This window comes from Burkholderia sp. 22088, from assembly GCF_052045915.1.
GTDB classification, from domain to species: Bacteria; Pseudomonadota; Gammaproteobacteria; order Burkholderiales; family Burkholderiaceae; genus Burkholderia; species Burkholderia cepacia.
In genome coordinates, this window is the sequence record NZ_JBQEPY010000022.1 from 151,340 (window position 1) to 177,656 (window position 26,317).

General features: G+C 67.9%; 23 protein-coding genes and 1 tRNA gene. 14 read left to right on the forward strand and 10 right to left on the reverse strand.

Annotation, left to right across the window (positions count from 1 at the left end; translation table 11 throughout):
* Window positions 1–123: 123 nt before the first annotated feature.
* On the reverse strand, window positions 124–1,470 hold the full coding sequence (gene tig / locus ACTJLD_RS34610) for a trigger factor (protein WP_027787157.1): 1,347 nt from the start codon (window positions 1,468–1,470) through the stop codon (window positions 124–126).
* A gap of 387 nt (window positions 1,471–1,857) precedes the next feature.
* On the opposite strand from tig, the gene ACTJLD_RS34615 reads away from it, so the two are divergent.
* Both ACTJLD_RS34615 and ACTJLD_RS34620 read left to right on the forward strand, forming a co-directional pair.
* Window positions 1,858–3,003, forward strand: a complete 1,146-nt coding sequence (locus ACTJLD_RS34615) for a glycerate kinase (RefSeq protein WP_174413451.1) — start codon at window positions 1,858–1,860, stop codon at window positions 3,001–3,003.
* A gap of 62 nt (window positions 3,004–3,065) precedes the next feature.
* Window positions 3,066–3,515, forward strand: coding sequence for a MarR family winged helix-turn-helix transcriptional regulator (locus tag ACTJLD_RS34620; RefSeq protein ID WP_021160399.1), 450 nt, complete (start codon window positions 3,066–3,068; stop codon window positions 3,513–3,515).
* A 170-nt stretch (window positions 3,516–3,685) separates the two neighbouring features.
* On the opposite strand, the gene ACTJLD_RS34625 is transcribed toward ACTJLD_RS34620, so the two are convergent.
* Both ACTJLD_RS34625 and ACTJLD_RS34630 read right to left on the reverse strand, forming a co-directional pair.
* The gene (locus tag ACTJLD_RS34625) at window positions 3,686–4,684 is read right to left on the reverse strand and encodes a 2-dehydropantoate 2-reductase (RefSeq protein ID WP_440660967.1); all 999 of its coding nucleotides are present in this window, start codon (window positions 4,682–4,684) and stop codon (window positions 3,686–3,688) included.
* Window positions 4,685–4,783: 99 nt separating this feature from the next.
* Window positions 4,784–5,929, reverse strand: a complete 1,146-nt coding sequence (locus ACTJLD_RS34630) for a response regulator transcription factor (RefSeq protein WP_440660969.1) — start codon at window positions 5,927–5,929, stop codon at window positions 4,784–4,786.
* 302 nt (window positions 5,930–6,231) lie between these two features.
* Here ACTJLD_RS34630 and ACTJLD_RS34635 point away from each other — a divergent pair, with 302 nt between their 5' ends.
* From ACTJLD_RS34635 to ACTJLD_RS34650, 4 genes are all read left to right on the forward strand, one after another.
* Complete coding sequence (locus tag ACTJLD_RS34635) at window positions 6,232–7,278, forward strand: porin (protein WP_124672090.1); 1,047 nt, start codon at window positions 6,232–6,234, stop codon at window positions 7,276–7,278.
* A gap of 21 nt (window positions 7,279–7,299) precedes the next feature.
* Window positions 7,300–8,508, forward strand: a complete 1,209-nt coding sequence (locus tag ACTJLD_RS34640) for an MFS transporter (protein ID WP_060206013.1) — start codon at window positions 7,300–7,302, stop codon at window positions 8,506–8,508.
* A gap of 16 nt (window positions 8,509–8,524) precedes the next feature.
* On the forward strand, window positions 8,525–9,634 hold the full coding sequence (locus ACTJLD_RS34645; protein WP_060174331.1) for a class II histone deacetylase: 1,110 nt from the start codon (window positions 8,525–8,527) through the stop codon (window positions 9,632–9,634).
* A gap of 113 nt (window positions 9,635–9,747) precedes the next feature.
* Window positions 9,748–9,978, forward strand: coding sequence for a hypothetical protein (locus ACTJLD_RS34650; protein WP_021160392.1), 231 nt, complete (start codon window positions 9,748–9,750; stop codon window positions 9,976–9,978).
* Window positions 9,979–10,081: 103 nt separating this feature from the next.
* Here the strand turns inward: ACTJLD_RS34650 and ACTJLD_RS34655 are convergent, their stop codons facing one another.
* Window positions 10,082–10,375 carry a hypothetical protein gene (locus ACTJLD_RS34655; protein WP_060311836.1) on the reverse strand — a complete coding sequence of 98 codons (294 nt, stop codon included), beginning with the start codon at window positions 10,373–10,375 and terminating at the stop codon, window positions 10,082–10,084.
* Window positions 10,376–10,572: 197 nt separating this feature from the next.
* Window positions 10,573–10,659 (reverse strand) — tRNA-Leu (locus tag ACTJLD_RS34660).
* A 235-nt stretch (window positions 10,660–10,894) separates the two neighbouring features.
* On the opposite strand from ACTJLD_RS34660, the gene hpnD reads away from it, so the two are divergent.
* Window positions 10,895–11,728: a presqualene diphosphate synthase HpnD gene (gene hpnD, locus ACTJLD_RS34665; RefSeq protein ID WP_059490014.1), complete on the forward strand. Its 834-nt coding sequence runs from the start codon at window positions 10,895–10,897 to the stop codon at window positions 11,726–11,728.
* Window positions 11,729–11,741: 13 nt separating this feature from the next.
* Here hpnD and ACTJLD_RS34670 read toward each other — a convergent pair whose 3' ends face one another.
* The 3 genes from ACTJLD_RS34670 to ACTJLD_RS34680 all read right to left on the reverse strand — a co-directional run bounded on the left by ACTJLD_RS34670 (window position 11,742) and on the right by ACTJLD_RS34680 (window position 14,939).
* Window positions 11,742–12,950 (reverse strand): DUF1501 domain-containing protein, encoded by a 1,209-nt coding sequence (locus ACTJLD_RS34670; protein ID WP_027787148.1) that lies wholly within the window; start codon window positions 12,948–12,950, stop codon window positions 11,742–11,744.
* Between the two features lie 67 nt (window positions 12,951–13,017).
* The gene (locus ACTJLD_RS34675) at window positions 13,018–14,520 is read right to left on the reverse strand and encodes a DUF1800 domain-containing protein (protein WP_091921058.1); all 1,503 of its coding nucleotides are present in this window, start codon (window positions 14,518–14,520) and stop codon (window positions 13,018–13,020) included.
* A 140-nt stretch (window positions 14,521–14,660) separates the two neighbouring features.
* On the reverse strand, window positions 14,661–14,939 hold the full coding sequence (locus ACTJLD_RS34680; RefSeq protein ID WP_011352385.1) for a hypothetical protein: 279 nt from the start codon (window positions 14,937–14,939) through the stop codon (window positions 14,661–14,663).
* Window positions 14,940–15,197: 258 nt separating this feature from the next.
* On the opposite strand from ACTJLD_RS34680, the gene ompR reads away from it, so the two are divergent.
* The 4 genes from ompR to ACTJLD_RS34700 all read left to right on the forward strand — a co-directional run bounded on the left by ompR (window position 15,198) and on the right by ACTJLD_RS34700 (window position 18,676).
* A complete protein-coding gene (gene ompR / locus ACTJLD_RS34685) occupies window positions 15,198–15,932 on the forward strand; it encodes an osmolarity response regulator transcription factor OmpR (protein ID WP_006478565.1) in 735 nt (244 codons plus the stop codon).
* Between the two features lie 40 nt (window positions 15,933–15,972).
* A complete protein-coding gene (locus ACTJLD_RS34690; protein ID WP_027787146.1) occupies window positions 15,973–17,334 on the forward strand; it encodes an ATP-binding protein in 1,362 nt (453 codons plus the stop codon).
* Window positions 17,335–17,523: 189 nt separating this feature from the next.
* Window positions 17,524–18,072, forward strand: coding sequence for a peroxiredoxin (locus tag ACTJLD_RS34695; protein WP_006478563.1), 549 nt, complete (start codon window positions 17,524–17,526; stop codon window positions 18,070–18,072).
* A 76-nt stretch (window positions 18,073–18,148) separates the two neighbouring features.
* Entirely contained in the window at window positions 18,149–18,676 is a 528-nt protein-coding gene (locus ACTJLD_RS34700; RefSeq protein ID WP_011352388.1) for a carboxymuconolactone decarboxylase family protein, read from the forward strand.
* A 132-nt stretch (window positions 18,677–18,808) separates the two neighbouring features.
* Here the strand turns inward: ACTJLD_RS34700 and ispF are convergent, their stop codons facing one another.
* Both ispF and ispD read right to left on the reverse strand, forming a co-directional pair.
* The gene (ispF, locus tag ACTJLD_RS34705; RefSeq protein WP_226180130.1) at window positions 18,809–19,294 is read right to left on the reverse strand and encodes a 2-C-methyl-D-erythritol 2,4-cyclodiphosphate synthase; all 486 of its coding nucleotides are present in this window, start codon (window positions 19,292–19,294) and stop codon (window positions 18,809–18,811) included.
* 28 nt (window positions 19,295–19,322) lie between these two features.
* Window positions 19,323–20,033, reverse strand: a complete 711-nt coding sequence (gene ispD, locus ACTJLD_RS34710; protein WP_059694632.1) for a 2-C-methyl-D-erythritol 4-phosphate cytidylyltransferase — start codon at window positions 20,031–20,033, stop codon at window positions 19,323–19,325.
* Window positions 20,034–20,140: 107 nt separating this feature from the next.
* Here ispD and mfd point away from each other — a divergent pair, with 107 nt between their 5' ends.
* The 3 genes from mfd (at window position 20,141) to ACTJLD_RS34725 (ending at window position 26,027) form a co-directional block, all read left to right on the forward strand.
* Complete coding sequence (mfd, locus tag ACTJLD_RS34715; RefSeq protein ID WP_027787144.1) at window positions 20,141–23,611, forward strand: transcription-repair coupling factor; 3,471 nt, start codon at window positions 20,141–20,143, stop codon at window positions 23,609–23,611.
* 115 nt (window positions 23,612–23,726) lie between these two features.
* A complete protein-coding gene (gene argE, locus ACTJLD_RS34720; protein ID WP_021160382.1) occupies window positions 23,727–24,947 on the forward strand; it encodes an acetylornithine deacetylase in 1,221 nt (406 codons plus the stop codon).
* A gap of 60 nt (window positions 24,948–25,007) precedes the next feature.
* Window positions 25,008–26,027: a threonine/serine dehydratase gene (locus ACTJLD_RS34725; protein WP_027787142.1), complete on the forward strand. Its 1,020-nt coding sequence runs from the start codon at window positions 25,008–25,010 to the stop codon at window positions 26,025–26,027.
* Window positions 26,028–26,317: the final 290 nt, after the last annotated feature.

Here is a 26,317-nt window from a genome sequence, read left to right on the forward strand (position 1 = left end):
AATGGAAAATTGAACGGAAGGAAGCCGCCCGCTCAATCGCCATATTAATGGCAACCGTGCGCTTGACGTAAAAACGGCGTGCGGGCCGTCGCTCCGACAGCCGGCACGCCGCTAGAGCAACACTTACGCTTGCGCCGATGCGCTCGCGAGTGCTTCGAAGCTCACTTCCTTGTCCGTCACCTTCGCCTTGCCCAGCACGAAATCGACGACGTTGCTTTCAACGACGAACGCTTCCATCTCGGCGAGGCGCTGCTGGTTCGAATAATACCAGCGGACCACTTCCTTCGGGTCTTCGTAGCTCTTCGCGAACTCGTCGACTTCCGCGCGGATCTGTTCCGGCTTCGCTTCGAGGCCGTTCGACTTCACCAGCTCGGCCAGCACGAGGCCCAGCTTCACGCGGCGCTCTGCCTGCTCGGTGAACATCTCGGCCGGGATCGGTGCGTCCTTCGCGTTCGGCACGCCGCGCTGCGCCAGATCCTGGCGAGCCATTTCGACGAGGCGTTGCTGGTCCTGCTCAATCAGCGCCTTCGGCACGTCGAGTTCGGAGATCTTCAGCAGCGCGTCCATCACCTGGTTCTTGACGATCGATTGCGTGCGGCGCTTCGCTTCGCGCTCGAGGTTTTCCTTGATCTCGGCGCGCATCTTCGCGAGATCGCCGTCTTCGATGCCGAGCGACTTCGCGAATTCACCGTCGATTTCCGGCAGGTGCGGCCACTCGATCTTCTTCATCGTGACCGTGAACTGGGCCGTTTTGCCTGCCACGTCCTTGCCGTGGTAGTCGTCCGGGAACTTCAGGTCGAACGTGCGCGCTTCGCCGACCTTCAGGCCCAGCGCTGCGGTTTCGAATTCCGGCAGCATGCGGCCTTCGCCGAGCACGAACGGGAAATCTTCGGCCGTGCCGCCCTGGAACGCGACGTCGTCGATCTTGCCGACGAAGTCGACCGTCACGCGGTCGCCGTTCTTCGCTGCGGTGTCCGCGCCGCCGTCGCCGTGCTCGCCGGCTTCGCCGCGTGCGTGGAAGTGCACGCGCTGCTTGCGCAGGATGTCCAGCGTGCGGTCGATTTCGGCGTCGCCGATCGACGTCGTCGAGCGCTCGACTTCAGCCGTCGCCAGATCGCCGATCTTGACTTCCGGGTAGACCTCGAACGTCGCGTCGAACGCGTATGCATCTTCAGCCTGCTCCTGCTTCGGCTCGAAGCTCGGCTGGCCGGCGACGCGCAGGTTTTCCGCGCGGCTGATCGTGAAGAATTCCTGGCCGATCTTGTCGCTCAGCACTTCCGCTTCGACCTGACCCGCGTACTGTTGCGCGACCATCTTCAGCGGCACCTTGCCCGGGCGGAAACCCGGCATGCGCACGTTCTTCGCGAGTTTCTGGATACGGGCGTCGATTTCCTTCTGCACGGTGTCTTTCGGCAGGGAAATCGTCACGCGGCGTTCAAGCTTGCCGAGGTTCTCAACAACGTTAGCCATGGCTTCAATCGTCCTAAAATTATTCGAGCGAATCGGGTTTTCCTTGCCGTGCCTGCCTGCGGCGTGATGTGCGTCACATACACTCGCCGCGCCGGAGCGCCACGCCATCCCTGCACGCGCCGGATGGCTAGCGCAAGCGGCTCGGAGCACGGCTTTGGCCGGAAGAATCGACTATTCTAGCAAACAATTTTCCTCACACCGCCAGATCGGCGCGACGCGCGTACGTCCGCACCGCGCCGGCAGCCCTTCGCACGGCAATGCGCGCGGATCGCCGCTATGCCGCATGGCGTATCCACCACGGGCCTGCCATCCTGTAAGCTCCGAATGAGGGTGCACCGCCGTCGCGCCCCAATATTCTTCACACCAATCACGCCTTCCGGAGACACCATGCCGCAACACCCGTCCGCGCCTGTCGTCGTCATCGCGCCCGATTCGTTCAAAGGCTCGCTTTCCGCCGAGCAGGTCGCGGACGCGATCGCCACCGGCATCCGCCGCGCCCGGCCCGACGCCGTCGTGCGCTGCTGCCCGATGGCCGACGGCGGCGAAGGCACGCTCGACGCGATGCTGGCAGGCGGCGGCACGCGGCGCACGCTGCGGGTAGCCGGTGCGTCGCTCGCGGCGCGCGACGCGGCGGTCGGCGTGATCGACGCGCGCACCGCGATCGTCGAAACGGCCGAGATCGTCGGCATCACGGATCCGGTCGGCATGAGCGTGCCGGTCGACGCGCGCAGCACGCGCGGGATGGGCGAGGCGATCCGCACGCTGCTCGACGAAGGCGTGCGCCGCTTCTTCGTCGCGCTGGGCGGCAGCAGCACCAACGACGCGGGCGCCGGGCTGCTCGCAGGCCTCGGCCTGCAGTGCTTCGACGCGGGCGGCCAGCCGGTCGAGCCCGTGCCGTCGCGGCTCGCCGACATCGCGCGCGTCGACGCGTCGGGGCTCGACCCACGGCTGAAGGAAACCGAATTCATCGGCATGTCCGACGTCGACAACCCGCTGACGGGCGCGCACGGCGCAACCGCCGTATTCGGCCCGCAAAAGGGCGTGACGCCCGAGCAGGTCGCCACCCTCGACGCCGCACTCGCCCGCTTCGCCGACCTGCTCGAAGGCGCGCTCGACCGTCGCGGCCGCGACCTGCCGGGCGCCGGTGCCGCGGGCGGCCTCGGATTCGCGCTGCACATGCTCGGTGCGCAATTCGAAGCGGGGGCCGAGGTGGTCGCGCGACAGGTCGGGCTCGACGCGGCGCTCGCCGGCGCGGGCTGGCTGATCACCGGCGAAGGCCGCTCCGACGTACAGACGCTGCACGGCAAGGCGCCGTTCATCGCGTGCCGCCACGCGCAGGCCGCGGGCGTGCCCGCGTCGCTGCTGTCCGGCGCGGTCGACCCGGCCGCGCTGCCGCGCCTGTCCGAACATTTTTCCGGCTGCTTCTCGCCGGCTCCCGGGCCGATCACGCTCGACGTCGCGATCCGCGACGCGGCCAATCTGCTCGCGAACGAAGCGGAGCAATTGACACGCCTGAAGTACGGCGCACACTGACCGTTGACCCGAGCGCGCGATACAGGAACAATCGGGCCCGCCCTTTTTCTTCAGGATTCGACATGAAAGGCCGTCAAGCCGGGCTCGATCAGTTTCTGACCTATCGCCTCCACGCGCTCACGAAGCGATCCGACCGCGGGATCGGCGAGGTGTACCGGCACAAGCTCGACATCTCGCTGCCCGAGGCGCGCGTGATCGCCGCCGTCGGCGCCTTCGGCCCGTTCTCGATCATGGATCTGGCGCGCCACACCAATCTCGACAAGAGCCAGGCGAGCCGGGCGGCCGAGGCGCTGCTGCGCCAGGGGCTGCTCGAACGCAGCGCAAGCGAGGAGGATGGCCGGATCGTGTTGATCGCGCTGACCGCCGACGGCCGCGCGCTGCATCGCAAGATCATGCCGATCGTGCGCAAGTGGAACGATGGCTTGCTCGCATGCCTGTCCGACAGCGAACGCCAGACATTCGAGCGGCTGCTCGACAAGGTCGTCGCGCACGCGATCGAGCGGGACGACTGACCGGCACGCGGGCACGACGTCCGCAGTATTGATCCGATGAATTCGACGGGCCGCCCCGGTCGCCACACCAGCGACGCGGGCGGCCCGCTTTGCGTGATGCGCTGCGCGCGGCAACCGGATTGCAGCGCGCCACCTCGCCGGCATCGCGCATGCAGCGGCCCCGCCCGCGCTTATAACCCGCTGTTCGTCGCCAGCTGGCGCAGCAGCCCGAGCACCGCGTCGCAATACGGAGTCGGCACGTCGAGCTTGCGCCCGAGCTCGGGAAACACACCGAGGATCGGCCCGATCTCGAGCGCGCGGCCCGCTTCGAAATCCTGCAGCATCGACGTCTTGAACGCACCGAGCTTGCGCGTGACCGCGATCCGCTCGGGCCCGCTCATCCCCGTCGACAGGCCGAGCTTCGCGCCGATCGCGGCCGCCTCCTCCATCATCCGCAGCGCGAGACCCTGCGTGAACGGATCGTCGAGCAGCTGCTCGGCCGTCGATCCCGTCAGCGCGCTCAGCGGATTCATGTTCATGTTGCCCCACAGCTTCGTCCAGATCTCGGCCCGGATCGCCGGCGTCGACTCGACGTCGAAACCGCCCGCCGCGAGCGCCGTGGCAAACCGGGCAGCGGCCGTATCGAGCCGCGCATCGGGCGCCCCGACGATCAGCCGGTTGCCGCGCCCGCGCCGCACGACGCCCGGCGCGTCGGTACTCGACGACAAATGGACGACGCACCCGATCGCCTGTGCGGGCGGCAACGCTGCCGACACCGCGCCGGCCGGGTCGACCGCGTCGAGCGGCACGCCGTCGAGCGCGCCTTCGAGCCCGTGCGTGAACCACCACGGCAGCCCGTTCATCGCCGCGACGATCACGGTGTCCGGCCCGACCAGCGGCGCGATGCGCGCGGCCAATGCCGGCAGTGCCTGTGCCTTCAGCGCGATCACCACGTAGTCCTGCACGCCGAGCGCGGCCGCATCGTCACTCGCTCGCACCGGAACCGACGACGTCGTGCCCGCCTCGTCGATCACGCGCACGCCGTGCGCGTTCAGCGCGTCGAGCGTCGCGCCGCGCGCGTACGCGCTCACGGTCATCCCGGCCCGCGACAACGCGGCCGCGAGCAATCCGCCGATCGCGCCGACCCCGACCACCGCCGCGCGCACCGACCCTGAATTCGTGTCGTTCATGATGGAATTCCGTCTCCTGGGAGCTGACGAGCATAACGCTCAATGGTTGCGGGCACAACCATTCACGCAACCCCGTGCGACGCACGGCGTTCGCATGCGTCAGCGCGGCTCGCCGCCGGCTTCCACCGGTTCGTCGTCGGCCGCGCCGCCCGTCGCGCCGAGCACGCCGGCGATCTGGCTCTTGTCGTGCATGCCGAGCTTGCGGTACGCACAGCGCAGGTAGTGGCGCACGGTCGTCGGCGAAATCGCCATCTGTTGCGCGACTTCCTTGTGCGAGCGCCCGGCGCCGTAATAGCGGATCGCCGCGAGCTCGCGCGGGCTCAGGCGGTCGAGCAGCGAGCGCGGCCGCGCCTCGATCTGGAACAGCCCCGCAACCGGCACGCACTGGATCCGCAACGCATCGCCGACGAACGGCTGGCCCGTCTGGCGCCGCAGGTGCGCAACGAGCGGCTCCGGCACGCGTGCACCGGCCCATGCCGGCCACTCGGTGCGCAGCACGTCGTCGAAACCATGATCGGCGTGATGCAGCACACCGAAGTTGTCGCACAACGCGCGGGCGGCCGGCGCAACTGCATCGCCGCGCTCGCGCGTGAGCTGCGCAGCGCGATTGATCGTCAGCGCCGCCGCGAGATGCGGAATCACTTCCTCGAAACGGCGTGCATCGTCATCGCTGAACGGACGGTTCAGGCCCTGACGGTAGATCGACATGAACGTCGTCAGGCCGAAACGGCGATCGAGCGTGCACACGCACATCAGTTGCGCGAGCCCGTACTTCACGCACCAGTCGCGAAACCGTGCATCGAGCCCCGGCTCGACGACCGACAGCCGCACCGCATGGCCGTGTGCGCCGCGCAGCGTGCGGTGCGCGAGCGGGTCGCAATCGCGCACGCGCTTCCAGTCGCTGAAGAACGCGTGCGGCAGACGGTACAGGAAGCTGTTGTGCATCACCGGGCCGGTCGGCACATGAGTTGCGACGCCTGTCCACGCGGCGTCGAACGGAATGAGCACCTGCAGCAGCGAAAAGAAGCGGTATTCGAATTCGCCGATGCCGGACCGCGCGGCAACCGCGTACAGGTCGAGCAGCATCAACCCGAGTTCGCGCTGCGATGCGTCGCCGCGCGTGACGCCGTCGAAATCCGCACGCCGGGACGGCAGCGGCGGCCAGGCGAAGTCGTCGAGCACGATGGCTGCCGGCACGTCACGCAGCGCTTCGAGATCCTGCCCGATATCCGTCGTGATCCTCACCTTCCGCTCCCCTGCCCGATCGGGCTGCTGACGTGCGCAACGACACCGGCCGATTATAGCGACCGGCTTTTTTGACAGGCCCCGGTGCCGGAACCGGCGCCAGCCCCATCCATTTGAACGGTACGCGGCACGTTGCTGCTCCGCAGCACGCCGCGCGACGCCAGCGCGTCGCGACCATGCCGCGCACCTCGGGTTTTCCGCACCGTTCATCTGTACGACTGTTCGAAGGTTTTCCCGCTGCGGACACTGCGTCGCGACAACACCAACGACAAACCGATGCAGGACGGTATGGAGAACCCCACGTGACGAAACCCCGCTTCATCCGCACGGCCGCGGCCGTCGCGACGCTTGCCGCGTGCGGCGCCGGCGCGCATGCGCAGTCGACCCTCACGCTGTACGGCGCGCTCGATGCCGGCGTGCAATACCTGACGCATGCCGACGGGCGCCGTTCGGCCGTGCAGTTGCAGAACTACGGCATCCTGCCTTCTCAGGTCGGGCTGAAGGGCAACGAGGATCTCGGCGGCGGCTGGCGTGCGCTGTTCAAGCTCGAACAGGGCCTCAACCTCAACGACGGCACCGCGACCGCGCCCGGCTACGCGTTCTTCCGCGGCGCGTACGTCGGCGTCGCCGGGCCCGTGGGCACCGTCACGCTCGGCCGTCAGTTCAGCGTGCTGTTCGACAAGACGCTGTTCTACGACCCGCTCTGGTACGCGTCGTACAGCGGCCAGGGCGTCATCGTGCCGATGAACGCGAACTTCATCGACCACTCCGTCAAGTACCAGTCGCCGACCTTCGCCGGCTTCGACGTCGAGGCGCTTGCCGCGACGTCCGGCGTCGCCGGCAATACGCGCGCCGGACGCGTGCTCGAACTCGGCGGCCAGTACACGAGCAACGGCCTGTCGGTCAGCGCGGTGCTGCATCAGGCACACGGCGAGGTATCGGCGGCCGACGACACGTCGGCACGCCGCCGCGAACTCGGCACGCTCGCCGCACGCTATGCGTTCGCCGCGCTGCCGCTCACCGTCTATGCAGGTGTCGAACGCCTGACCGGCGACCTCGACGCCGCGCGCACGATCGTCTGGGGCGGTGCGCGCTACCTGACACCGAACGGGATCGGCCTGAACGCGGGCGTCTACCACACCGACTCGCGCGCGCCGGCCATCGGCCACCCGACGCTGTTCATCGCGAGCACCACGTATGCGCTGTCGAAACGCACCGTCGCCTACGTGAACCTCGGCTATGCGCGCAACAGCGGCCAGAGTTCGCAGACCGTCTACGAATACGACCCGACGCCGCTCGCCGGCGCATCGCAGTTCGGCGCGATGGTCGGCATGTACCACCTGTTCTGATTCCCCACACGAGATCCCGCCATGAAAACCCTGTCCCCGGATGCCGCACTCCCGCCCGACGGCCGCGCATCGGCCTTCGCGCGCTCGACGCTCGTCGCGCTCGTCGTGTTCGCGGCCATCACGCCGCTGCTGCTGCTCGTCGCGCCCGCCGTCGCCGGCCAGCTCGCGACGCAGCTCGGGCTGTCCGCCTCGCAGATCGGCACCTACTTCTTCGTCGAACTCGGTGCGTTCAGCCTCGCGACCGTGCCGTCGTACCTGTGGCTCGGTCGCATCGACGCACGCCGCGTGGCCGCGTTCGCCATCGCGCTGTTCGGCGCGGGCAACCTGCTGACCGCGCTGTGGATGCCGGGCTTCGTCGCGCTGCTCGCACTGCGCGCCGTGACCGCGCTCGGCGGTGGTTCGCTGATGGTGCTCTGCATGACGAGCGCCGCAACAAGCGAGAACAGCGACCGCGTGTACGGCCTGTGGGTCGTCGGCCAGTTGATCGCGGGCGCGATCGGCCTGTTCGTGCTGCCGCATGTATTCGCGGCATTCGGGCTGCGCGCGCTGTACGTCGCGCTCGCCGGGCTCGCGCTGCTCGCCGCGCCGCTGTCGCGCGGCTTCCCGTCATCGCTGGGCGCGCGAACCGCGCCTGCGCAACACGCGCGCGGCGCGGCGGCACGGACGCCGCAAGGCTTGATCGTGCTTGCGATCGGCGCGGTGCTGACGTTCTATCTCGCGATCGGCAGCGTGTGGACGTTCGCGAGCCGGGCCGCGGCCGAAGCCGGGCTCGATCCGCAGTCGACCGGCAACGTACTCGCGATCGCAAGCGTGATGGGCATCGCCGGCGCGGCGCTCGCGTCGTGCGCGGGCGGCCGGCTCGCGCGGCGCGCCATGCTGACGGCCGGTTACGCGCTGCTGGCGGCCTCGCTCGTCGCGCTCGCCGTGATGCGGCAAGCCGGCGGTTACAGCGCGGCGATCTTCGCGTTCAAGTTCGCGTGGACATTCGTCCTGCCGTTCATCCTCGCGACCGTCGCGCAGATCGATTCGTCGGGCCGCCTCGTGGCCACGCTCAATTTCGTGATCGGCGCCGGCCTCGCTGCCGGCCCGTTGCTCGCCGGGCTGATGCTCGACGCCGGCGGCACGATGCACGCGCTGTTCACGATCGCGACGGCTGTCGCGATCGTGTCTTTCGCCGCGCTGCGCCACATCGATCGCCGCACGCACGCCTCCGTTTCCTCCCAACCGTGACAGGTCTCGCACATCCATGAATCGCACTGCTTTTTTCACCGACGAACGCACTTTCTGGCACACCGGCGGCACGCATGCGCTGTTCTTCCCGGTCGGCGGCTGGGTCCAGCCGCCGTCGAGCGCAGGCTACGCGGAATCGCCCGATTCGAAGCGCCGTTTCCTGTCGCTCGTGCAGGCCTCGGGCCTGGCCGCGCAGCTCGACCTGCGCGGCGCCGAACCGGCAACGACCGCCGACCTGCTGCGCATTCATCCCGCGCACTATCTCGACGCGTTCCGCGCACTCAGCGACGCGAACGGCGGCGACCTCGGCGATCTCGCGCCGTTCGGCAAAGGGAGCTACGAGATCGCCGCGCTGTCTGCCGGCCTTGCGATCGCGGCCGTCGATACGGTCGTCGGCGAGCGCGCGGCCAACGCGTTCTCGCTGTCGCGGCCGCCCGGTCACCACTGCCTGCGCGATCGCCCGATGGGCTTCTGCATGCTGGCGAACATTCCGATCGCGATCGAGGCCGCCCGCGCGAAACACGGCATCGAGCGCGTCGCGGTGATCGACTGGGACGTGCATCACGGCAACGGCACGCAGTCGATCTACTACGACGATCCGGACACGCTGACGATCTCGCTGCATCAGGACCGCTGCTTCCCGCCCGGCTATAGCGGCGCGGACGATCGCGGCGAAGGCGCGGGCGTCGGCGCGAACCTGAACGTGCCTCTGCTCGCGGGCAGCGGCGACGATGCCTATCGCTACGCGTTCGAGCGGATCGTGCTGCCGGCGCTGGCGCGTTTCCGGCCCGAGTTGATCGTCATCGCCAGCGGCCTCGACGCGAGTGCGGTCGATCCGCTCGCGCGCATGCAGTTGCATACCGACAGCTACCGGTTCATGACGCGTGCGGTGAAAGATGCCGCGCAGCGCCATTGCGGCGGGCGGCTCGTGATCGTTCACGAAGGCGGCTATTCGGAGGCGTACGTGCCGTTCTGCGGGCTCGCGATCGTCGAGGAACTGGCCGGCATTCGTACCGACGTCGCCGATCCGATGCTCGACCTCGCGATCGCGCAGCAGCCGGGCGAACGGTTCGTCGCGTTCCAGCGCGGACTGCTCGACGAACTGGCGGCGTCGTTCGGGTTGTAATGCGCGCTGACGAACGCGCCGGGGCCGGCCGGCGGCGGCCCTCTTGCGCGATCGGAGCGGATGGGGTCTCCTGTGCCTTTATTCCCGTTCCGGCCCGAAGCCGTACTCTTCCGATGAAATCGTCCCCGCGCGACAACAATGACGATGCCAAGACGCGCCGCCAGCCTTCGAAACTGGCCCTGAACATCGCAGCCGTGACGGTCGGCCTCATCACGTTCGCGCTCGGCGCGGCGTGGGTGATCTATAGCTGGATCGTCGATCGCGAGGCGCAGTATTTCGCGATCCCGCTGGTTTTTTCGGTGCCGGTGATCGTGGCGGTTGCGATCCGGAGTTTCTGGGAATAGACGCGCCTGAAACGGCGAAGCGCCGCGAGTCGGGTGACGCGCGGCGCTTCGTCGGGCTTGTTCCGGATAACGCGGCGAGCCCCTCGACTCGCCTGCGCGCCGGTCACAGGCCGGGACGCGGGCACGGATTGGAGACCGCGCCCTGATACCCCCCGGTGACGGCGCCCAGCACGGCGCCGGCCAGCGACGTGCCGAGCGCTTTCAGCACGTTTTCGGTCGACAGCGACTCGCCGCCCGCCATCACCCGCCCCGAGTACGCAGAGCACGCCGACGTCGATGCAGCCACATGCAGCGGCCTGGCGCTCCATGCGACGTTGTCGGCAGGTGTATTGGCAAACGCCGGCGCGGCCAGCATCAGCGCCAGAACGGAAATCGGAATGCGTACGGTGTTTTTCATCGGTGGCCCCTCGGTGTTCTCGTACTTCTCGTATTCGATCGCGCTGACGATATTACATGCGGCCGAATTTGAGGGTGCGCTCCTCGTACGGGCTGCACGTCCGCGAACAAGACAGGCATCAACGAAAAAGCGCTGCGGTCAGCCGACCGGCAGCGCTTTTTCGGGAACCGCACCCTGACGAGTGCATGTTCGACTTCTGGTGCGTGAGGCCGGACTCGAACCGGCACACCCTTGCGGGCGTCAGGACCTAAACCTGGTGCGTCTACCAATTTCGCCACTCACGCGCATTTTCTGTCGCCTGACTACGCGGCACGCAAGATGCGTTGCCGCGCGCCCGGGACATCGCGCCGGCCTCGAGCCGGCACGCCCGATCAGGCGAGCGCGAGATTCTACCCGATCCGGGCGGCGTTGTCTCGCCCCGCCGGCACCCGTCGTGCGGCGGTGCTAGAATGCCGCGCTCGACGTTTCGGCACCGCGCCGCCGCGCGTCCCCCGAACCCGCCCCCACACGATTCCGCCCGTGAACTTCGACGACTACTGTCAGCAAAAGGCCGCCCCTGCGGGCTCCAGCGTCTACTACGCGTTGCGTCAGGCGCCGCTCGCCACGCAACCGCGCCTGACCGCGCTGTTCGCATTGCGCCGCGAACTCGAGGAAACCGTCAAGGAAACCAGCGACCCGACCGTCGGACACACGAAGCTCGCGTGGTGGCACAAGGAACTCGCGGCGCTGGCCGACGGACAGCCGTCGCATCCGGTCACGAAGGCGCTCGCGCAACATCACCCCGCGATCGCCGCCGAAGCCGACGCGTTGCGCACGCTCGTCAACGGCTACGGGATGGATCTCGAACAGGCGCGCTACCTCGATTTCGCGAATCTGCAGCGCTACATCGCGCAGGTCGGCGGCACCTTCGCGTCGCTGGTCGCGCGCGCCAGTTCGGCGAACCCGGCCGACCCGCAGCCGTGGGCCGCGGACGCCGGCCGCGCGCTGATGCTCGCGCAGTTCGTGCAGGAACTCGGCAACGACGCGCGCCACGGCCGCATCTACCTGCCGATCGACGAACTGCAGCGCTACAACGTGACGGCGGCCGACCTGCTGAACCGTCGCTACAGCCCGGCGTTCACCGAGCTGCTGCAATTCCAGACGGCACGGGCACGCGAAGCGCTTGCGGCCGCCGAAGCGGCGATCCCCGCATCCGGGCGCCGCGCACAGCGCACGCTGCGCGCGCAGATCGCACTGGCCGGCGCGCTGCTCGACGAAATCGAGCGCGACGACTACCAGGTGCTGCACCAGCGCATTGCACTGACGCCGATCCGCAAGCTGTGGATCGCGTGGCGCGCCGCGCGCCGCCGCTGAACGTCACGACGCATCACGCCTTCAACAACGGCAGCGTGTCGAAGCGCTGCTGCAGCACGCGCGTCGCATCGAGCCCCCACCACGGCCCGAGCACGGTCGCATAAAGCTGGCGGAAATCGACCGCGACCGGCAGGTTGCCGTTGCCGTCGAGCCGCCCGAGCGCCGGCGGTGCGCCGTACAGCCCGCCGGCCACGCGACCGCCCATCACGAAATGCGGCGCGGCCGTGCCGTGATCGGTGCCGTTGCTCTGGTTCTCCCGCACGCGCCGCCCGAATTCCGCATACGTCATCACGAGCGTCTGGTTCCAGCGCCCGAGTTCGATCAATGCGCCGCGCATCGCGCTCATCCCTTCCGCGAACTGCTTGAGCAGCGCGGCCTGCTGCCCCGGCTGGTTCTGGTGCGTGTCGAAGCCGTTGAGCGTCAGGCGCAGCACCGCGACACCATCCTGCGCGCCGGGCCCGGACGCTTCGCACGCGGCCAGCACCTGCATCGCGGTCTTCACCGATGTGCCGAACGCGCCGGCCGGAAAAGCCGTCCGGAATTCGCGCATCCCGCCGCGCGGGCGCAGCCGGTCGGCGGCCTTCACGATGTCGTTCTCGACGTCGATGATGTGTGCGAGCGCGGGGTTCTGCTCGCGCAGCGACGACGGCTCGGCGAGGCGGGCCGCACGGATGAACTGCGCGGGATTGACGAGCGCGATCGCGCGCGCGCCGTTCGCGAGCGGCCCCATCTCGGCGCTGCCGAGCACAACGCCGTCCGCCGCGAACCCGGGCGGCACCGGCGCCTGCGCGAACGTCCGCGTGAGCCAGCCTTCGTGCAGGTACTGGTCGGAGCGTGACGCCGTATCCCAGATCTCGATCGAGCGGAAATGCGACAGGTTCGGCTGCGGATAACCGACGCCCTGCACGACCGCGACCTGCCCGTCACGCCACAGCGGCATCAGCGGCGCGAGCGACGGATGCAGCCCCGTGTGCGCGTCGAGTTGCAGCACCTGCTCGCGCTTGATGCCGATGCTGCGCCGGAACTGGTAATACAGCGGATCGGCATACGGCACCACCGTGTTGAGGCCATCGTTGCCGCCCTTCAGCTCGACGAGGATCAGCACGTTCGCATACCCTGCCGCCGGCTGCCGTCCGGTGGCAGCCATCGCGGGCGCCTGCCACAGCGACACGCCGGCTGCGGCCGCGGCGCCCGTCAGCGTCAGAAAATCACGTCGGTTCATCGCGCATCCTTTGGTTCGCCGCCCGGCACCTTTGCCGCACCGGCTCCCCGCTTCATCGTCGTTCGAATCATTTCAGTTGATAGGCCGGATCCATCAGCAGCGCCTCGAGATACGCGCTGCCGGTCGAATCCGTGTCGATCGCCGCGACCGGCGAAAGCTGCAGCACCGCGTGCTGCAACTGAAGCTCGGTCGACAAGCCCGCGATCGCCTGCGGCCGCGCGCGATATTGCGCGAGCCAGCGTTCGAGGTCGAAACGCAGGCCGCCGCGCGCGGGCCTGGCAGGCGCCGCGCGCATGCCGGCGGCGGACGCCGCATCGACCACCGGCATCGCGTGCGCGCGGACATTCGGCGGCGGCGCCATCGCACGCGCCGGCGGGTGCATGCCGGCCGTCTCGGTCGCGCGGAACAGTTGCTCGACGAACTGCTTGCGCGCAAGCAGCGTGGTGCTGTTGATCCACAGCGCGCCGCCCGGCCAGCCCTTCACGTTCGGCGGATAGAACAGGTTCTGCCCGAGCGTGCGCACGGTGTTGGCAAGCATCTGCGGATCGCCGTACGCAACGTCGAACAGCCGCACCGAGCCGACGACGAATTCCGCCGGCGACTTGACGAGCACGCCGCGATTGCGCGGGTCCCAGAAGGCGTCGGTCGACCACAGCGCGGCGAGCGCCGCGCGAACGTCGTAGCCGCTCGCGCGAAACCGCTCTGCCACCGCATCGAGCGCGCCCGGATCGGGCGTATCCGACACGAACTCGCGCCACAGCTTGCCGGCGATGAAGCGCGCGGTGCCGGGCTGCTTCAGCAGGATGTCGAGAAAGCCGTCGCCGTCGAACGGCCCCGTTTCGCCGAGGATCGTCTTGTCGCCCGCATCGTGCCATTCCGGCCGCACCTCGAAGCGCAGCGTGTCGGGATCGACCGTCCAGCCCGTCATCGCGCGCGCGGCTTCGGTCACGTCGTATTGCGTGTAATGCCCTTCGCCGAGCGTGAACAGCTCCATCACCTCGCGTGCGAAGTTCTCGTTCGGGCGGCCCTTGCGATTGCTCGCGCCGTCGAGATACTGAAGCATCGCCGGATCCTTCGCGACCGCGTGCAGCAGCACGCCGAAGTTGCCGAGCGCCTCGCGGCGAAACAGCGCGTTCTGCGCGGCCATCGTCTGCGGGTAAGGCACCTTGTCCTGCCCCGACGTGAAGTGCCCGTGCCAGAACAGCGTCATGCGCTCGGTCAGCGGCGACGGCGTGACGATCATTTCGTTGACCCAGGCCGCGCGCAGCGCATCGTAACGGACATTGCGCTCGCGCTGCTCGTCGCGCCGCATGTCGGGGGTCAGCGCCTGGCGTTGCGCGCGCGTCGGCGGCAACTCGGCGATCCAGTCCGGCCACGTCGTGACGGGCTCGCGCCGAACACTGCCGAGCGTGTCGGCCACGACCTGCGCGCGCGTCATGCCGACGATGCGCGCGACATCGGCGGGCGCGGGAGAAAAACCGGTACGGCTCAGGAAAAACAATGCGTCGTCGGCGTCGAGCGGCGACTGCATGGCGGGCGACGGCGCCGGTGCGGCAGCGTTCGCTTTCATCGTCATGGACTCCCGGTGCGCACCGGCGGTGCGGATGCCGGTACAACGGCAATCGGCAGGCGAAAGTTGACGGAAAAATTGCTACGAATCTTTTCCGCGCGATGTATCGCGTTGTAATCCGCAGGGCGAAAGACGGCGCGTCAGCGCTTGTACAGCTCGCGAACGGCGTCCTCGATGTGCTGGCGCAAAAGGTGGCGCTCCTCGGGCGTCATGTGCCCGTCGCGGCGGCGCTGTTCGAGATCGGGAGGCACGGCGGAACGGACCGTCATCTCGGCGGTACGATCGGACTGCGGCGCTTTGCCGCGCGGCAGCTTGCGCGACGATGCGCCCTGCTCGGGGCGCTGCGCATACGCGAAGTTCGACGCATACGGACCGGCGAGCGCGATCGTCAGCATCAGTGCAATCCGGGCAGATCGCATGACCGTCCTCGCTTCTTTGGTCGATTTGTTCCCTTCGTCACGCGGCAACCGGTTACCTCTGGTACTTGAAAAACCCTGCGGAATTCGGGTGTGCAAAGATGAATGATGGAGTGCAGGGGAGTATCTACCGAATTTCGGCTTCGAGTAAAGGAATCTATATAGCCTGCCTTTACTCGGCGCGACACTACGGGTAAATTTTGTAACCGACTGTAACGCACGAAAATACGCGGCCGTGCGTCAATTCCCATTCGCGATAAGATGCCGATCATGGAAACGAAAAACCCCTCCAAGATTCTCGTCGTCGACGACGACCCGCGCCTGCGCGATCTGCTGCGCCGCTATCTCGGCGAGCAGGGTTTCAATGTCTACGTCGCCGAAAACGCAACCGCAATGAACAAGCTCTGGGTCCGCGAGCGTTTCGACCTGCTCGTGCTCGATCTGATGCTCCCGGGCGAAGACGGCCTGTCGATCTGTCGCCGCCTGCGCGGCAGCAACGACCGCACGCCGATCATCATGCTCACCGCGAAGGGCGAGGACGTCGATCGCATCGTCGGCCTCGAGATGGGCGCCGACGATTACCTGCCGAAGCCGTTCAACCCGCGCGAGCTCGTCGCGCGCATTCATGCGGTGCTGCGCCGCCAGGCGCCGGCCGAGCTGCCGGGCGCACCGTCGGAAACCACCGAGGTGTTCGAGTTCGGCGAATTCTCGCTGAACCTCGCGACCCGCACACTGACGAAATCCGGCCAGGAAATTCCACTGACGACCGGCGAATTCTCGGTGCTGAAGGTATTCGCGCGCCATCCGCGCCAGCCGCTGTCGCGCGAGAAGCTGATGGAGCTCGCGCGCGGCCGTGAATACGAAGTGTTCGACCGCAGCCTCGACGTGCAGATTTCGCGCCTGCGCAAGCTGATCGAACCGGATCCGGGCAGCCCGCGTTTCATCCAGACCGTCTGGGGCCTCGGCTACGTGTTCATCCCGGACGGCGCCGCCTGATCTTTTTCCTTTCCGGTTTCGCCCGCCCACGGCCCGTCCCATGCGTATCGACCGGCGCCTCCTGCAGCTCGCGTTCGGCGGGCTGTTCTGGCGCACCTTCCTGCTGATCGCGCTGCTGATCTCGGTCAGTCTCGCCGCGTGGTTCCAGAGCTTTCGTGTGATCGAGCGCGAGCCGCGCGCGCAGCGCGTGGCTCTCCAGCTCGTCGCGGTCGTGAAGCTCACGCGCACCGCCCTGCTCTATTCCGATCCCGACCTGCGGCGCGCGCTGCTGCAGGATCTCGAGAGCAACGAGGGCGTGCGCGTGTACCCGCGCGAAAAGACCGACAAGTTCAAGCTGCAGCCCGACGAATCGCTGAACCGCCTGATCGAGCACGACATCCGCAGCCGCCTAGGCGACGATACCGTGATCGCGCAGTCGGTCAACGACATTCCCGGCGTGTGGATCAGCTTCAAGATCGACGACGACGATTATTGGGTCGCGCTCGACCGCGACCAGCTCGACAACGTCACGGGCCTGCAGTGGGCCGGCTGGGGGTTATTCGCGCTCGCGCTGTCGCTGTTCGGCTCCGCGTTCATCACCAGCCTCGTGAACCGGCCGTTCTCGCGGCTCGCGCTCGTCGCGCGCCAGGTCGGCTCGGGGCAGGCGCCCGACCCGCTGCCCGAGCGCGGGATGGGCGTCGCGGCCGACACCAACCGCAGCTTCAACCAGATGGTGCGCGACCTCGAGCAGCTCGAGGCCGATCGCGCGCTGATGCTCGCGGGCATCTCGCACGACCTGCGCACGCCGCTCGCGCGGCTGCGGCTCGAGACCGAGATGAGCCCGTCCGACCAGGCGACCAAGGACGCGATGGTCGACGACATCGAGCAAATGGATCGCATCATCGCGGCCTTCATCGACTACGCGCGTCCGACCCAGCGCAAGCCGGAGCCGGTCGACCTCTCCTCGATCGCGCACGAAGTCGCCGCGCGCGTGTCGGGCGAGGACGGCGTCGAGATCCGCACGCGGCTTGCGCCGAACGCCGTGATCGAAGCCGACGAGACCGACATGCGCCGCGTGATCGGCAACCTCGTCGAAAACGCGCGCAAATACGGCCAGAGCCGCGACGACGGCGTGTCGCGCATCACGCTCGAGACGCGCGTGACGCACGCGCGCGTCGAGCTCTCGGTGAGCGACGAAGGCCCCGGCATCCCCGAGGACCAGCTGCCGCTCGTGATGCGGCCGTTCTATCGCGTCGACACGGCGCGCACCAAGGCGGACGGCACGGGGCTCGGGATGGCGATCGTGCTGCGCCTCGTCGGCCGCTATCGCGGTGCGCTGCGCCTGCGCAACCGCAGCCCCGACGCGGGCCTCGAAGTCACGCTCGAATTCCCCGGCGCCGGCAAGGCACGTGCGACGGCGTGACGCGCTCGCGTACGCCTGCCGCCCTTCACACTATCGATCCGGTTGAAAAAAACTATGGAGGGCGTTAGTCAAAATCTATTGAAGCGCCTTACTAATAGTGTTACAGTCTCGCCCATGCTGTCACACCATCGTTGCAGCACCGAGGTAGCTTGACTCAGTCTTCTTCCCAACTCATACAGGAGTATCCGCATGAAAACCGTTGGCGATAAACTCGAAGCTTTCACCGTCGTGGCCGCGAAGCCGGGCTTCAACAACCACGAAGAAAACGGCCAGTCGGCATTCGAGACCGTCACCGAAGCGTCGTTCCCGGGCAAGTGGAAGATCATCTACTTCTACCCGAAGGACTTCACGTTCGTGTGCCCGACGGAAATCGTCGAATTCGCAAAGCTCACGAAGCAGTTTGAAGAGCGCGACGCCGTCCTGCTGGGCGGCAGCTCGGACAACGAATTCGTCAAGCTCGCATGGCGCCGTGAGCACAAGGACCTCGACAAGCTGAACCACTACTCGTTCGGCGACGTCAAGGGCGAGCTGATCGACCAGCTCGGCGTGCGCGACAAGGAAGCCGGCGTGGCCCTGCGTGCAACGTTCATCGTCGATCCGGACAACACGATCCAGCACGTTTCGGTGAACAACCTGAACGTCGGCCGCAGCCCGGAAGAAGTCCTGCGGATTCTGGACGGCCTGCAAACGGACGAACTCTGCCCGTGCAACCGTGCAGTCGGCGGCGCAACGCTGTAAGCGCATCGATGCACGAAGCCCGCGGCGCACGTCCTGCCTGCGGGCTTTTTTAACGGCCAACCCATAGGAGATATCAATGGAATTCATCGACTCGATTAAGGCACGTATTCCCGACTACGCGAAGGACATTCGCCTGAACCTCGACGGCACGATCTCGCGCTCGTCGCTCGAAGGCACCGACGCGGTCGGCGTCGCGCTGGCGGCGGCGATCGCGGCGAAGAGCACGGTACTCATCAAGACGATCCGCGAAGCCGGCGTCCTGTCGCCCGAAGAGACGAATGCCGTGCTGACGGCGGCCGCGCTGATGGGGATGAACAACACCTGGTATCCGTATGTCGAGATGGCCGACGACGCCGACCTGAAGACGCAACGTGCCGAACTGCGGATGGGCGCGTACGCGACGCACGGCGGCGTCGACAAGCGCAAGTTCGAGATGTACGCGCTCGCCGCGTCGATCGTCGGCAAGTGCCACTTCTGCGTGAAGTCGCACTATGCGCTGCTGAAGAACGAGCAAGGGATGACCGTCACGCAGCTGCGCGACGTCGGCCGTATCGCATCGGTGATCAACGCCGCCGCGCAGGTGATCGCCGCCGAAGGCGAATAAGCGGTTGCGTTCCGCGCCGGCAGCAATGCCGCGCGCGGCGCCGGCTTCAAACGAAAATGCCACGCAGATGCGTGGCATTTTTCATTGCCGAGGCATCGCGCGGGGCGAACCGCGCGATGCCGCTGGCCCCCGTCAACCGCCCTGCTTCACCAGCAGCGCGGCGGCCTGCGCCTCGATCCCTTCGCCGCGGCCGAGATAACCGAGCTTTTCGTTCGTCTTCGCCTTCACGTTCACGCGATCGAGCGGCAGCCCGAGATCGGTCGCGATGTTCGCGCGCATCCCGTCGATATGCGGCGCCAGCTTGGGCGCCTGGGCGATCACGGTGCTGTCGACGTTCTGGATCGTGAAGCCGGCCGCCTTGATGCGGGCCGCGCACTCGCGCAGCAGCACGCGGCTGTCGGCGCCCTTGAATGCCGCGTCCGTGTCGGAGAAGTGGCGGCCGATGTCGCCGAGCGCCGCCGCGCCGAACAGCGCGTCGGTGATCGCGTGCAGCAGCACGTCCGCGTCCGAGTGGCCGAGCAGGCCGCGTTCGTACGGAATCGTCACGCCGCCGATGATGAGGGGGCGCCCCTCGACGAGCTGGTGCACGTCGTAGCCTTGTCCGATTCTGAAATCCATGCGTGTTCCGATTGAGAGGGGGTGAAAGTCAGGAGGCGTTCGCGGGGCGCGCGAGGATCGCTTCCGCGAGCGCGAAATCCTCCGGGTACGTGACCTTGAAATTGCGCAGGCTGCCCTGCACGACGCGCGGCGTATGGCCGGCCCATTCGATCGCGCTCGCTTCGTCGGTCAGGTCGTGCCCTTCGCGCTGCGCGCGCAGGATCGCCTCGCGCAGCATGCCGATGCGGAACATCTGCGGCGTCTGCGCCTGCCACAGCGCGTCGCGCGACTCGGTGCGCGCGATCGCGTCGCCGCCGGCCGGCACGCGCTTGAGCGTATCGGCAACCGGCAGCGCGACGATGCCGCCGACCGGATCGTCCTTCAGCGTCGCGACGAGCGTGCGGATCAGCTCCGGCGTGATGCCCGGGCGCGCCGCGTCGTGCACCAGCACCCAGTCCTGGTCGGTCGCGCCGAATTCGGCCAGCCCGAGCAGCCCGTTCAGCACCGACGCCTGACGCGAGCCGCCGCCGCAGCGGCGCACCGCGAAGCGCAGGCCCGCGAAGCGGCGCGCGTCGAAATGGGAATCGTCGGGCGCGAGGACGACGAGCGTCTGCGCGAATTCGCTGCACGCGTCGAACGCGGCGAGCGTGTAGTGCAGCAGCGCGCGGCCGGCCAGCGTGCGGTATTGCTTCGGCACGGCCGAACCGGAACGGCTGCCCGTGCCGGCACAGGGAATCAGGGCGAAAAGTCGGGGAGTCACGAAGGGAAACGCCGGAAAGATGAAATCGAGAAGCGGATTTTATAATAGGTCTTTCGTCTCGACCGGCGCACCGCGATGCGCCCGTGCACGCCACCCCTGTCGTCCCTATGCCAGATAACGCTTCCACCCCGTCCGCCTCGCCCATTGCCCGCGTCAAGTCCGGCCAGCGTTTCGCCTTCGACGGCGCGCATGGTTCCGCCGACGCGCTCGCCATCGCCCGTTATCTCGCCGACAACCGCCAGGACGTGCCGCTCCTCGCGGTGATCTGCGCGAACGCGGTCGACGCGCAGCGGCTCTCGCAGGAAATCCGCTACTTCTCGCCCGACGCCCGCGTGCGCCTGCTGCCGGACTGGGAAACGCTGCCGTACGACACGTTCTCGCCGCACCAGGACCTCGTATCGGAGCGTCTCGCGACGCTGCACGATCTCGGCGAGGGCCGCTGCGACATCCTGCTCGTGCCCGCGACCACCGCGCTGTACCGGATGCCGCCCGCGTCGTTCATGGCCGCGTACACGTTTGCATTCGCGCAGGGCGAGCGGCTCGACGAGGCGAAGCTGAAGGCGCAGCTCACGCTGGCCGGCTACGAGCACGTGAGCCAGGTCGTGCGGCCCGGCGAATACTGCGTACGCGGCTCGCTGATCGATCTGTACCCGATGGGCTCGCCGCTGCCGTACCGGATCGACCTGTTCGACGACCAGGTCGACTCGATCCGCGCGTTCGACCCCGACACGCAGCGCAGCCTCTACCCGGTGCGCGACGTGCGCCTGCTGCCGGGCCGCGAGTTTCCGTTCGACGAAGCCGCGCGCACGGCCTTCCGCAGCCGCTGGCGCGAGACGTTCGAAGGCGATCCGAGCCGCGCGCCGATCTACAAGGACATCGGTAACGGCGTGCCGTCGGCCGGCATCGAGTATTACCTGCCGCTGTTCTTCGACGAAACCGCCACGCTGTTCCACTACCTGCCGCAGGATGCGCACCTCGTGTTCGCCGGCGATCTCGAGGCGTCGATCCGCCGCTTCACGGCCGACACGAAGCAGCGTCATGCGTTCCTCGCGCACGATCGCGAGCGGCCGATCCTCGAACCGCAGCGCCTGTTCCTGTCCGACGAGGATTTCTTCGCGTTCGCGAAGCCGTTCGCACGCGTCGTGCTGCCCGCGCAGCCGGCCGGCGGCTGGGCGACGGCGCTGCCCCAGCTCTCCGTCGATCGCCATGCCGACGATCCGCTCGCGTCGCTGCGCACGTTCGTCGAATCGTCCGGCAAGCGCGTCCTGCTGACCGTCGAATCGGCCGGCCGTCGCGAGACGATCCTGCAACTGCTCGCCGAACACCATCTGCGCCCCGCGTCGAACGACCACTTCGCGGGCTGGCTCGAGAGCGACGAACGCTTCGCGCTCGGCGTCGCGCCGCTCGCGAACGGCTTCGCGGTGCCCGGTGAAGGCTACGCGGTCGTCACCGAGACCGAGCTGTACGGCGCGCTCGGCCGCCGCGCGGGCCGCCGCCGGCAGGAACAGGCCAGCAACGTCGACGCGATGGTGCGCGACCTGTCGGAACTGAAGGTCGGCGACCCGGTCGTCCACGCGCAGCACGGCATCGGCCGCTACATGGGCCTCGTGTCGATGGACCTCGGCGAAGGCGAGACCGAATTCCTGCATCTCGAATACTCGGGCGACAGCAAGCTCTACGTGCCGGTCGCGCAATTGCACGTGATCTCGCGCTACAGCGGCGCCGATCCCGACAGCGCACCGCTGCACGCGCTCGGCTCCGGCCAGTGGGAGCGCGCGAAACGCAAGGCCGCGCAGCAGATTCGCGATACGGCCGCCGAGCTGCTGAACCTGTACGCGCGCCGCGCGGCCCGCGAAGGCCACGCGTTCTCGCTCGATCCGCGCGACTACGTGAAGTTCGCCGAGAGCTTCGGCTTCGAGGAAACACCCGACCAGGCGGCAGCCATCGCGGCCGTGATCGGCGACATGACGAGCGGCAAGCCGATGGACCGCCTCGTGTGCGGCGACGTCGGCTTCGGCAAGACCGAGGTCGCGCTGCGCGCCGCGTTCATCGCGGTGCTGGGCGGCAAGCAGGTCGCGCTGCTGTCGCCGACCACGCTGCTCGCCGAGCAGCACACGCAGACCTTCGCCGACCGCTTTGCGGACTGGCCGGTGCGGATCGTCGAGCTGTCGCGCTTCAAGACGACGAAGGAAGTGAACGCGGCGATCGCGCAGATCAACGAAGGCAGCGTCGACATCGTGATCGGCACGCACAAGCTGCTGTCGTCGGACGTGCAGTTCAAGCGCCTCGGCCTCGTGATCATCGACGAGGAACACCGCTTCGGCGTGCGCCAGAAGGAAGCGCTGAAAGCGCTGCGCGCGGAGGTCGACGTGCTGACGCTCACCGCGACGCCGATTCCGCGCACGCTCGGGATGGCGCTCGAGGGGCTGCGCGACTTCTCGGTCATCGCGACCGCGCCGCAGAAGCGCCTCGCGATCAAGACCTTCGTGCGCCGCGAGGAAGAAAGCGTGATTCGCGAGGCGATGCTGCGTGAGCTGAAGCGCGGCGGCCAGGTGTACTTCCTGCACAACGAGGTCGAGACGATCGAGAACCGCAAGGCGATGCTCGAGGCGCTCGTGCCCGAGGCACGCATCGTGATCGCGCACGGCCAGATGCACGAACGCGAGCTCGAACGGGTGATGCGCGATTTCGTCGCGCAGCGCGCGAACGTGCTGCTGTGCACGACCATCATCGAGACCGGCATCGACGTGCCGAGCGCGAACACGATCATCATGCATCGCGCGGACAAGTTCGGTCTCGCGCAGCTCCACCAGTTGCGCGGCCGCGTCGGCCGTTCGCACCACCAGGCGTACGCGTACCTGCTCGTGCACGATCCGCAGGCGCTGACCAAGCAGGCCCAGCGCCGGCTGGAAGCGATCCAGCAGATGGAGGAACTCGGTTCGGGCTTCTATCTCGCGATGCACGACCTCGAGATCCGCGGCACCGGCGAGGTGCTCGGCGACAAGCAGTCGGGCGAGATCCACGAGATCGGCTTCCAGCTTTATACGGACATGCTGAACGACGCGGTGAAGGCGCTGAAGAACGGCAAGGAGCCCGACCTCACCGCCCCGCTCGCCGCGACGACGGAAATCAACCTGCATGCGCCGGCGATCCTGCCGGCCGACTACTGCGCGGACGTGCAGGAGCGGCTGTCGCTGTACAAGCGGCTCGCGAACTGCGAGCACGGCGACGCGATCGACGGTATCCAGGAAGAACTGATCGACCGCTTCGGCAAGCTGCCGCCGCAGGCGCACGCGCTCGTCGAGACGCACCGGCTGCGGATCGCCGCGAAGCCGCTCGGCATCGTGAAGATCGACGCGAGCGAGGCCGCGATCGGGTTGCAGTTCGAGCCGAATCCGCCGATCGATCCGATGCGGATCATCGAGATGGTGCAGAAGCACCGGCACATCAAGCTCGCGGGCCAGGACAAGCTGCGGATCGAGACGCGCTCGCCCGACCTCGCGATCCGCGTGTCGACGATCAAGGAAACGCTGCGCGCGCTCGCCCCGAGGCAGGGCGCGGTGGCCGCGGCGCGCTGACGGGTCGTGACGCGGTCCTGACGGCCGCGCCGATGCTGCACCGCACTGCGCGCGGCGCGGGCGGGCCGGCGCGTTTTTGAGTATGATTTTCGCATTCATCAGACGGAGTTTTGCCATGTCCACTCTCGACGCCACGGCGCCGTCCACCGACACCCAAGGCGACGCGTCGCTCGTCAGCCTGCCCTGGATCAAGCAACTGGTGTCGATGGACACGACGAGCCGCGTGCCGAACCTCGGCCTGATCGAAACGGTGCGCGACGCGCTCGCCGCGAAAGGCATCGCCTCGACGATCACGCACGATCCACGCGAAGGCTGGGCGAACCTGTTCGCGACCGTGCCCGCGCACGACGGCTCGACGAACGGCGGCATCGTGCTGTCGGGGCATACCGACGTCGTGCCGGTCGACGGCCAGCAATGGGACAGCAACCCGTTCGCGCCGGAAATCCGCGACGGCCGCCTGTACGGCCGCGGCACCTGCGACATGAAGGGTTTCATCGGCGCCGCGCTCGCGCTGCTGCCCGAGATGCAGGCGACGAAGCTCGCGAAGCCGATCCATTTCGCGCTGTCCTACGACGAGGAAATCGGCTGCGCCGGCGCGCCGCTGATGATCGCCGACCTCGTCAAGCGCGGCGTGCAACCGTCGGGCTGCATCGTCGGCGAGCCGACCAGCATGCGGCCGATCATCGCGCACAAGGGCATCAACGCATACCGCTGCTGCGTGCGCGGCCACGCGGCGCACTCGTCGCTGACGCCGAAGGGGCTGAACGCGATCGAGTATGCGGCGCGCCTCATCTGCCACATCCGCGACATCGCCGACCGCTTCCGCGCCGAAGGGCCGTTCGACGCGCTGTACGACGTGCCGTTCACGACCGCGCAGACGAGCACGATCCAGGGCGGCAACGCGATCAACACGGTGCCGGCCGAGTGCCGTTTCGACTTCGAATTCCGCAACCTGCCGACGCTCGATCCCGAGCAGATCTTCACGCGCATCGAAGCGTATGCACGGGAAACGCTGCTGCCGCAGATGCTTCGTGAGCATCCGAATGCCGCGATCGAATTTTCGAAGATCGCCGCGGCGCCCGGCCTCGACGCAACCGAACAGGCCGCGATCACGCAACTCGTGCGCGCGCTGACGGCGGACCAGGACAAGCGCAAGGTCGCATACGGCACCGAGGCCGGCCTGTTCGAACGCGCGGGCATCCCGAGCGTCGTATGCGGGCCCGGCAACATCGAGCAGGCGCACAAGCCGAACGAATATGTCGAGCTCGCGCAGCTCGCTGGCTGCGAGCAGTTCCTGCGCAAGTTCATCCGCAGCATGTCGGTCGACGCGCACTGACTGCCTCCCGCCACGCCGGCCCGCGTGTGCGGGCCGGCCCACTCCGCCACCCGCCACGTCATGTCGACTGAACAACAGGGCACGGCCCATACGACGATCGACGGCGAGCCGATCCCGACGCTCGACGAAATCGCCGCGCAGCATTTCGCGCTGTCGCCCTGGGTCGCGCGCACGCCCGTGTTCGAACGCGCCGACCTGCCGTCCCTCGAGGGCACGCACGTCAACTTCAAGTTCGAGCTGCTGCAGGTGAGCGGCAGCTTCAAGGCGCGCGGCGCGTTCACGCACCTGCTCGCGCTCGACGAGGCGCGCAAGAACGCCGGCGTCACCTGCGTGTCGGCCGGCAATCACGCGGCGGCCGTCGCGTATGCGGCCATGCGGCTCGGCAGCAGCGCCAAGGTCGTGATGTTCCACACCGCGAGCCCGACGCGCATCGCGCAGTGCAAGCAGTACCGCGCGGAAGTCGTGCTGGCGGGCAGCGCATCGCAGGCGTTCGATCTGGTGCGCCGGATCGAGGCCGAGGAAGGCCGCTTCTTCATCCATCCGTTCAACGGCTATCACACGATCCTCGGCACCGCGACGCTCGGCTACGAATGGGCGACTCAGACCCCCGACCTCGACGCGGTGATCGTGCCGATCGGCGGCGGCGGGCTCGCGGCCGGCATGGCGACCGCGCTGCGGCTCGCGAATCCGCGCGTACACGTGTACGGCGTCGAGCCGGAAGGCGCCGACGCGATGAGCCGCAGCTTCGCGGCCAATCACACGATCAAGATGAGCGCGATGCAGACGATCGCCGATTCGCTGATGGCGCCGCATACCGAGGAATACAGCTACCAGCTGTGCCGGCGCCACGTCGACCGCATCGTCACCGTGTCCGACGACGCGCTGCGTGCCGCGATGCTGTTCCTGTTCTCGCAACTGAAGCTGTCGGTCGAACCGGCATGCGCGGCCGCCCTCGCCGCGCTGCTCGGCCCGCTGCGCGAAACGCTGCAGGGCAAGCGCGTCGGCGTGCTGCTGTCGGGCACGAATACCGACCCGGGTACGCTCGGCATGCATCTCGCGCACGCGAAACTGCAGCACTGATCGCGCGCCGGGCGTCAGCGAACCAACCTAGGGTTATCCCCAGATTATGTTGACAGCCCTGTTGATAACCCGCCGGACAAGCACGCAAGTGATTGAGCGCGCAGCGTTTTGCGCGCGCGGAGGTCGATCGACACGAATTGGGCAGATGCGGCCTTCAGCCGCCCGCCCCGCGGCCTGGTGGCACCGCGCGGCGCCCATGATCGGCGGCGTCGCGATCGCACTGCTCGCCGGTTGCGCGGCACCGCCCGCGCCCCCGCCCCCGCCCGCCCGCGCCGCGCCGGAAACCGAGC

What these genes read in the sequence shown, in the direction of transcription:
- tig (WP_027787157.1), bottom strand. Translation starts at nt 1,470, where the DNA reads ATGGCTAACGTTGTTGAGAACCTCGGCAAGCTTGAACGCCGCGTGACG.
- ACTJLD_RS34615 (WP_174413451.1), top strand. Translation starts at nt 1,858, where the DNA reads ATGCCGCAACACCCGTCCGCGCCTGTCGTCGTCATCGCGCCCGATTCG.
- ACTJLD_RS34620 (WP_021160399.1), top strand. Translation starts at nt 3,066, where the DNA reads ATGAAAGGCCGTCAAGCCGGGCTCGATCAGTTTCTGACCTATCGCCTC.
- ACTJLD_RS34625 (WP_440660967.1), bottom strand. Translation starts at nt 4,684, where the DNA reads ATGAACGACACGAATTCAGGGTCGGTGCGCGCGGCGGTGGTCGGGGTC.
- ACTJLD_RS34640 (WP_060206013.1), top strand. Translation starts at nt 7,300, where the DNA reads ATGAAAACCCTGTCCCCGGATGCCGCACTCCCGCCCGACGGCCGCGCA.
- ACTJLD_RS34645 (WP_060174331.1), top strand. Translation starts at nt 8,525, where the DNA reads ATGAATCGCACTGCTTTTTTCACCGACGAACGCACTTTCTGGCACACC.
- ACTJLD_RS34650 (WP_021160392.1), top strand. Translation starts at nt 9,748, where the DNA reads ATGAAATCGTCCCCGCGCGACAACAATGACGATGCCAAGACGCGCCGC.
- ACTJLD_RS34655 (WP_060311836.1), bottom strand. Translation starts at nt 10,375, where the DNA reads ATGAAAAACACCGTACGCATTCCGATTTCCGTTCTGGCGCTGATGCTG.
- ACTJLD_RS34670 (WP_027787148.1), bottom strand. Translation starts at nt 12,950, where the DNA reads ATGAACCGACGTGATTTTCTGACGCTGACGGGCGCCGCGGCCGCAGCC.
- ACTJLD_RS34675 (WP_091921058.1), bottom strand. Translation starts at nt 14,520, where the DNA reads ATGAAAGCGAACGCTGCCGCACCGGCGCCGTCGCCCGCCATGCAGTCG.
- ACTJLD_RS34680 (WP_011352385.1), bottom strand. Translation starts at nt 14,939, where the DNA reads ATGCGATCTGCCCGGATTGCACTGATGCTGACGATCGCGCTCGCCGGT.
- ompR (WP_006478565.1), top strand. Translation starts at nt 15,198, where the DNA reads ATGCCGATCATGGAAACGAAAAACCCCTCCAAGATTCTCGTCGTCGAC.
- ACTJLD_RS34690 (WP_027787146.1), top strand. Translation starts at nt 15,973, where the DNA reads ATGCGTATCGACCGGCGCCTCCTGCAGCTCGCGTTCGGCGGGCTGTTC.
- ACTJLD_RS34695 (WP_006478563.1), top strand. Translation starts at nt 17,524, where the DNA reads ATGAAAACCGTTGGCGATAAACTCGAAGCTTTCACCGTCGTGGCCGCG.
- ACTJLD_RS34700 (WP_011352388.1), top strand. Translation starts at nt 18,149, where the DNA reads ATGGAATTCATCGACTCGATTAAGGCACGTATTCCCGACTACGCGAAG.
- ispF (WP_226180130.1), bottom strand. Translation starts at nt 19,294, where the DNA reads ATGGATTTCAGAATCGGACAAGGCTACGACGTGCACCAGCTCGTCGAG.
- mfd (WP_027787144.1), top strand. Translation starts at nt 20,141, where the DNA reads ATGCCAGATAACGCTTCCACCCCGTCCGCCTCGCCCATTGCCCGCGTC.
- argE (WP_021160382.1), top strand. Translation starts at nt 23,727, where the DNA reads ATGTCCACTCTCGACGCCACGGCGCCGTCCACCGACACCCAAGGCGAC.
- ACTJLD_RS34725 (WP_027787142.1), top strand. Translation starts at nt 25,008, where the DNA reads ATGTCGACTGAACAACAGGGCACGGCCCATACGACGATCGACGGCGAG.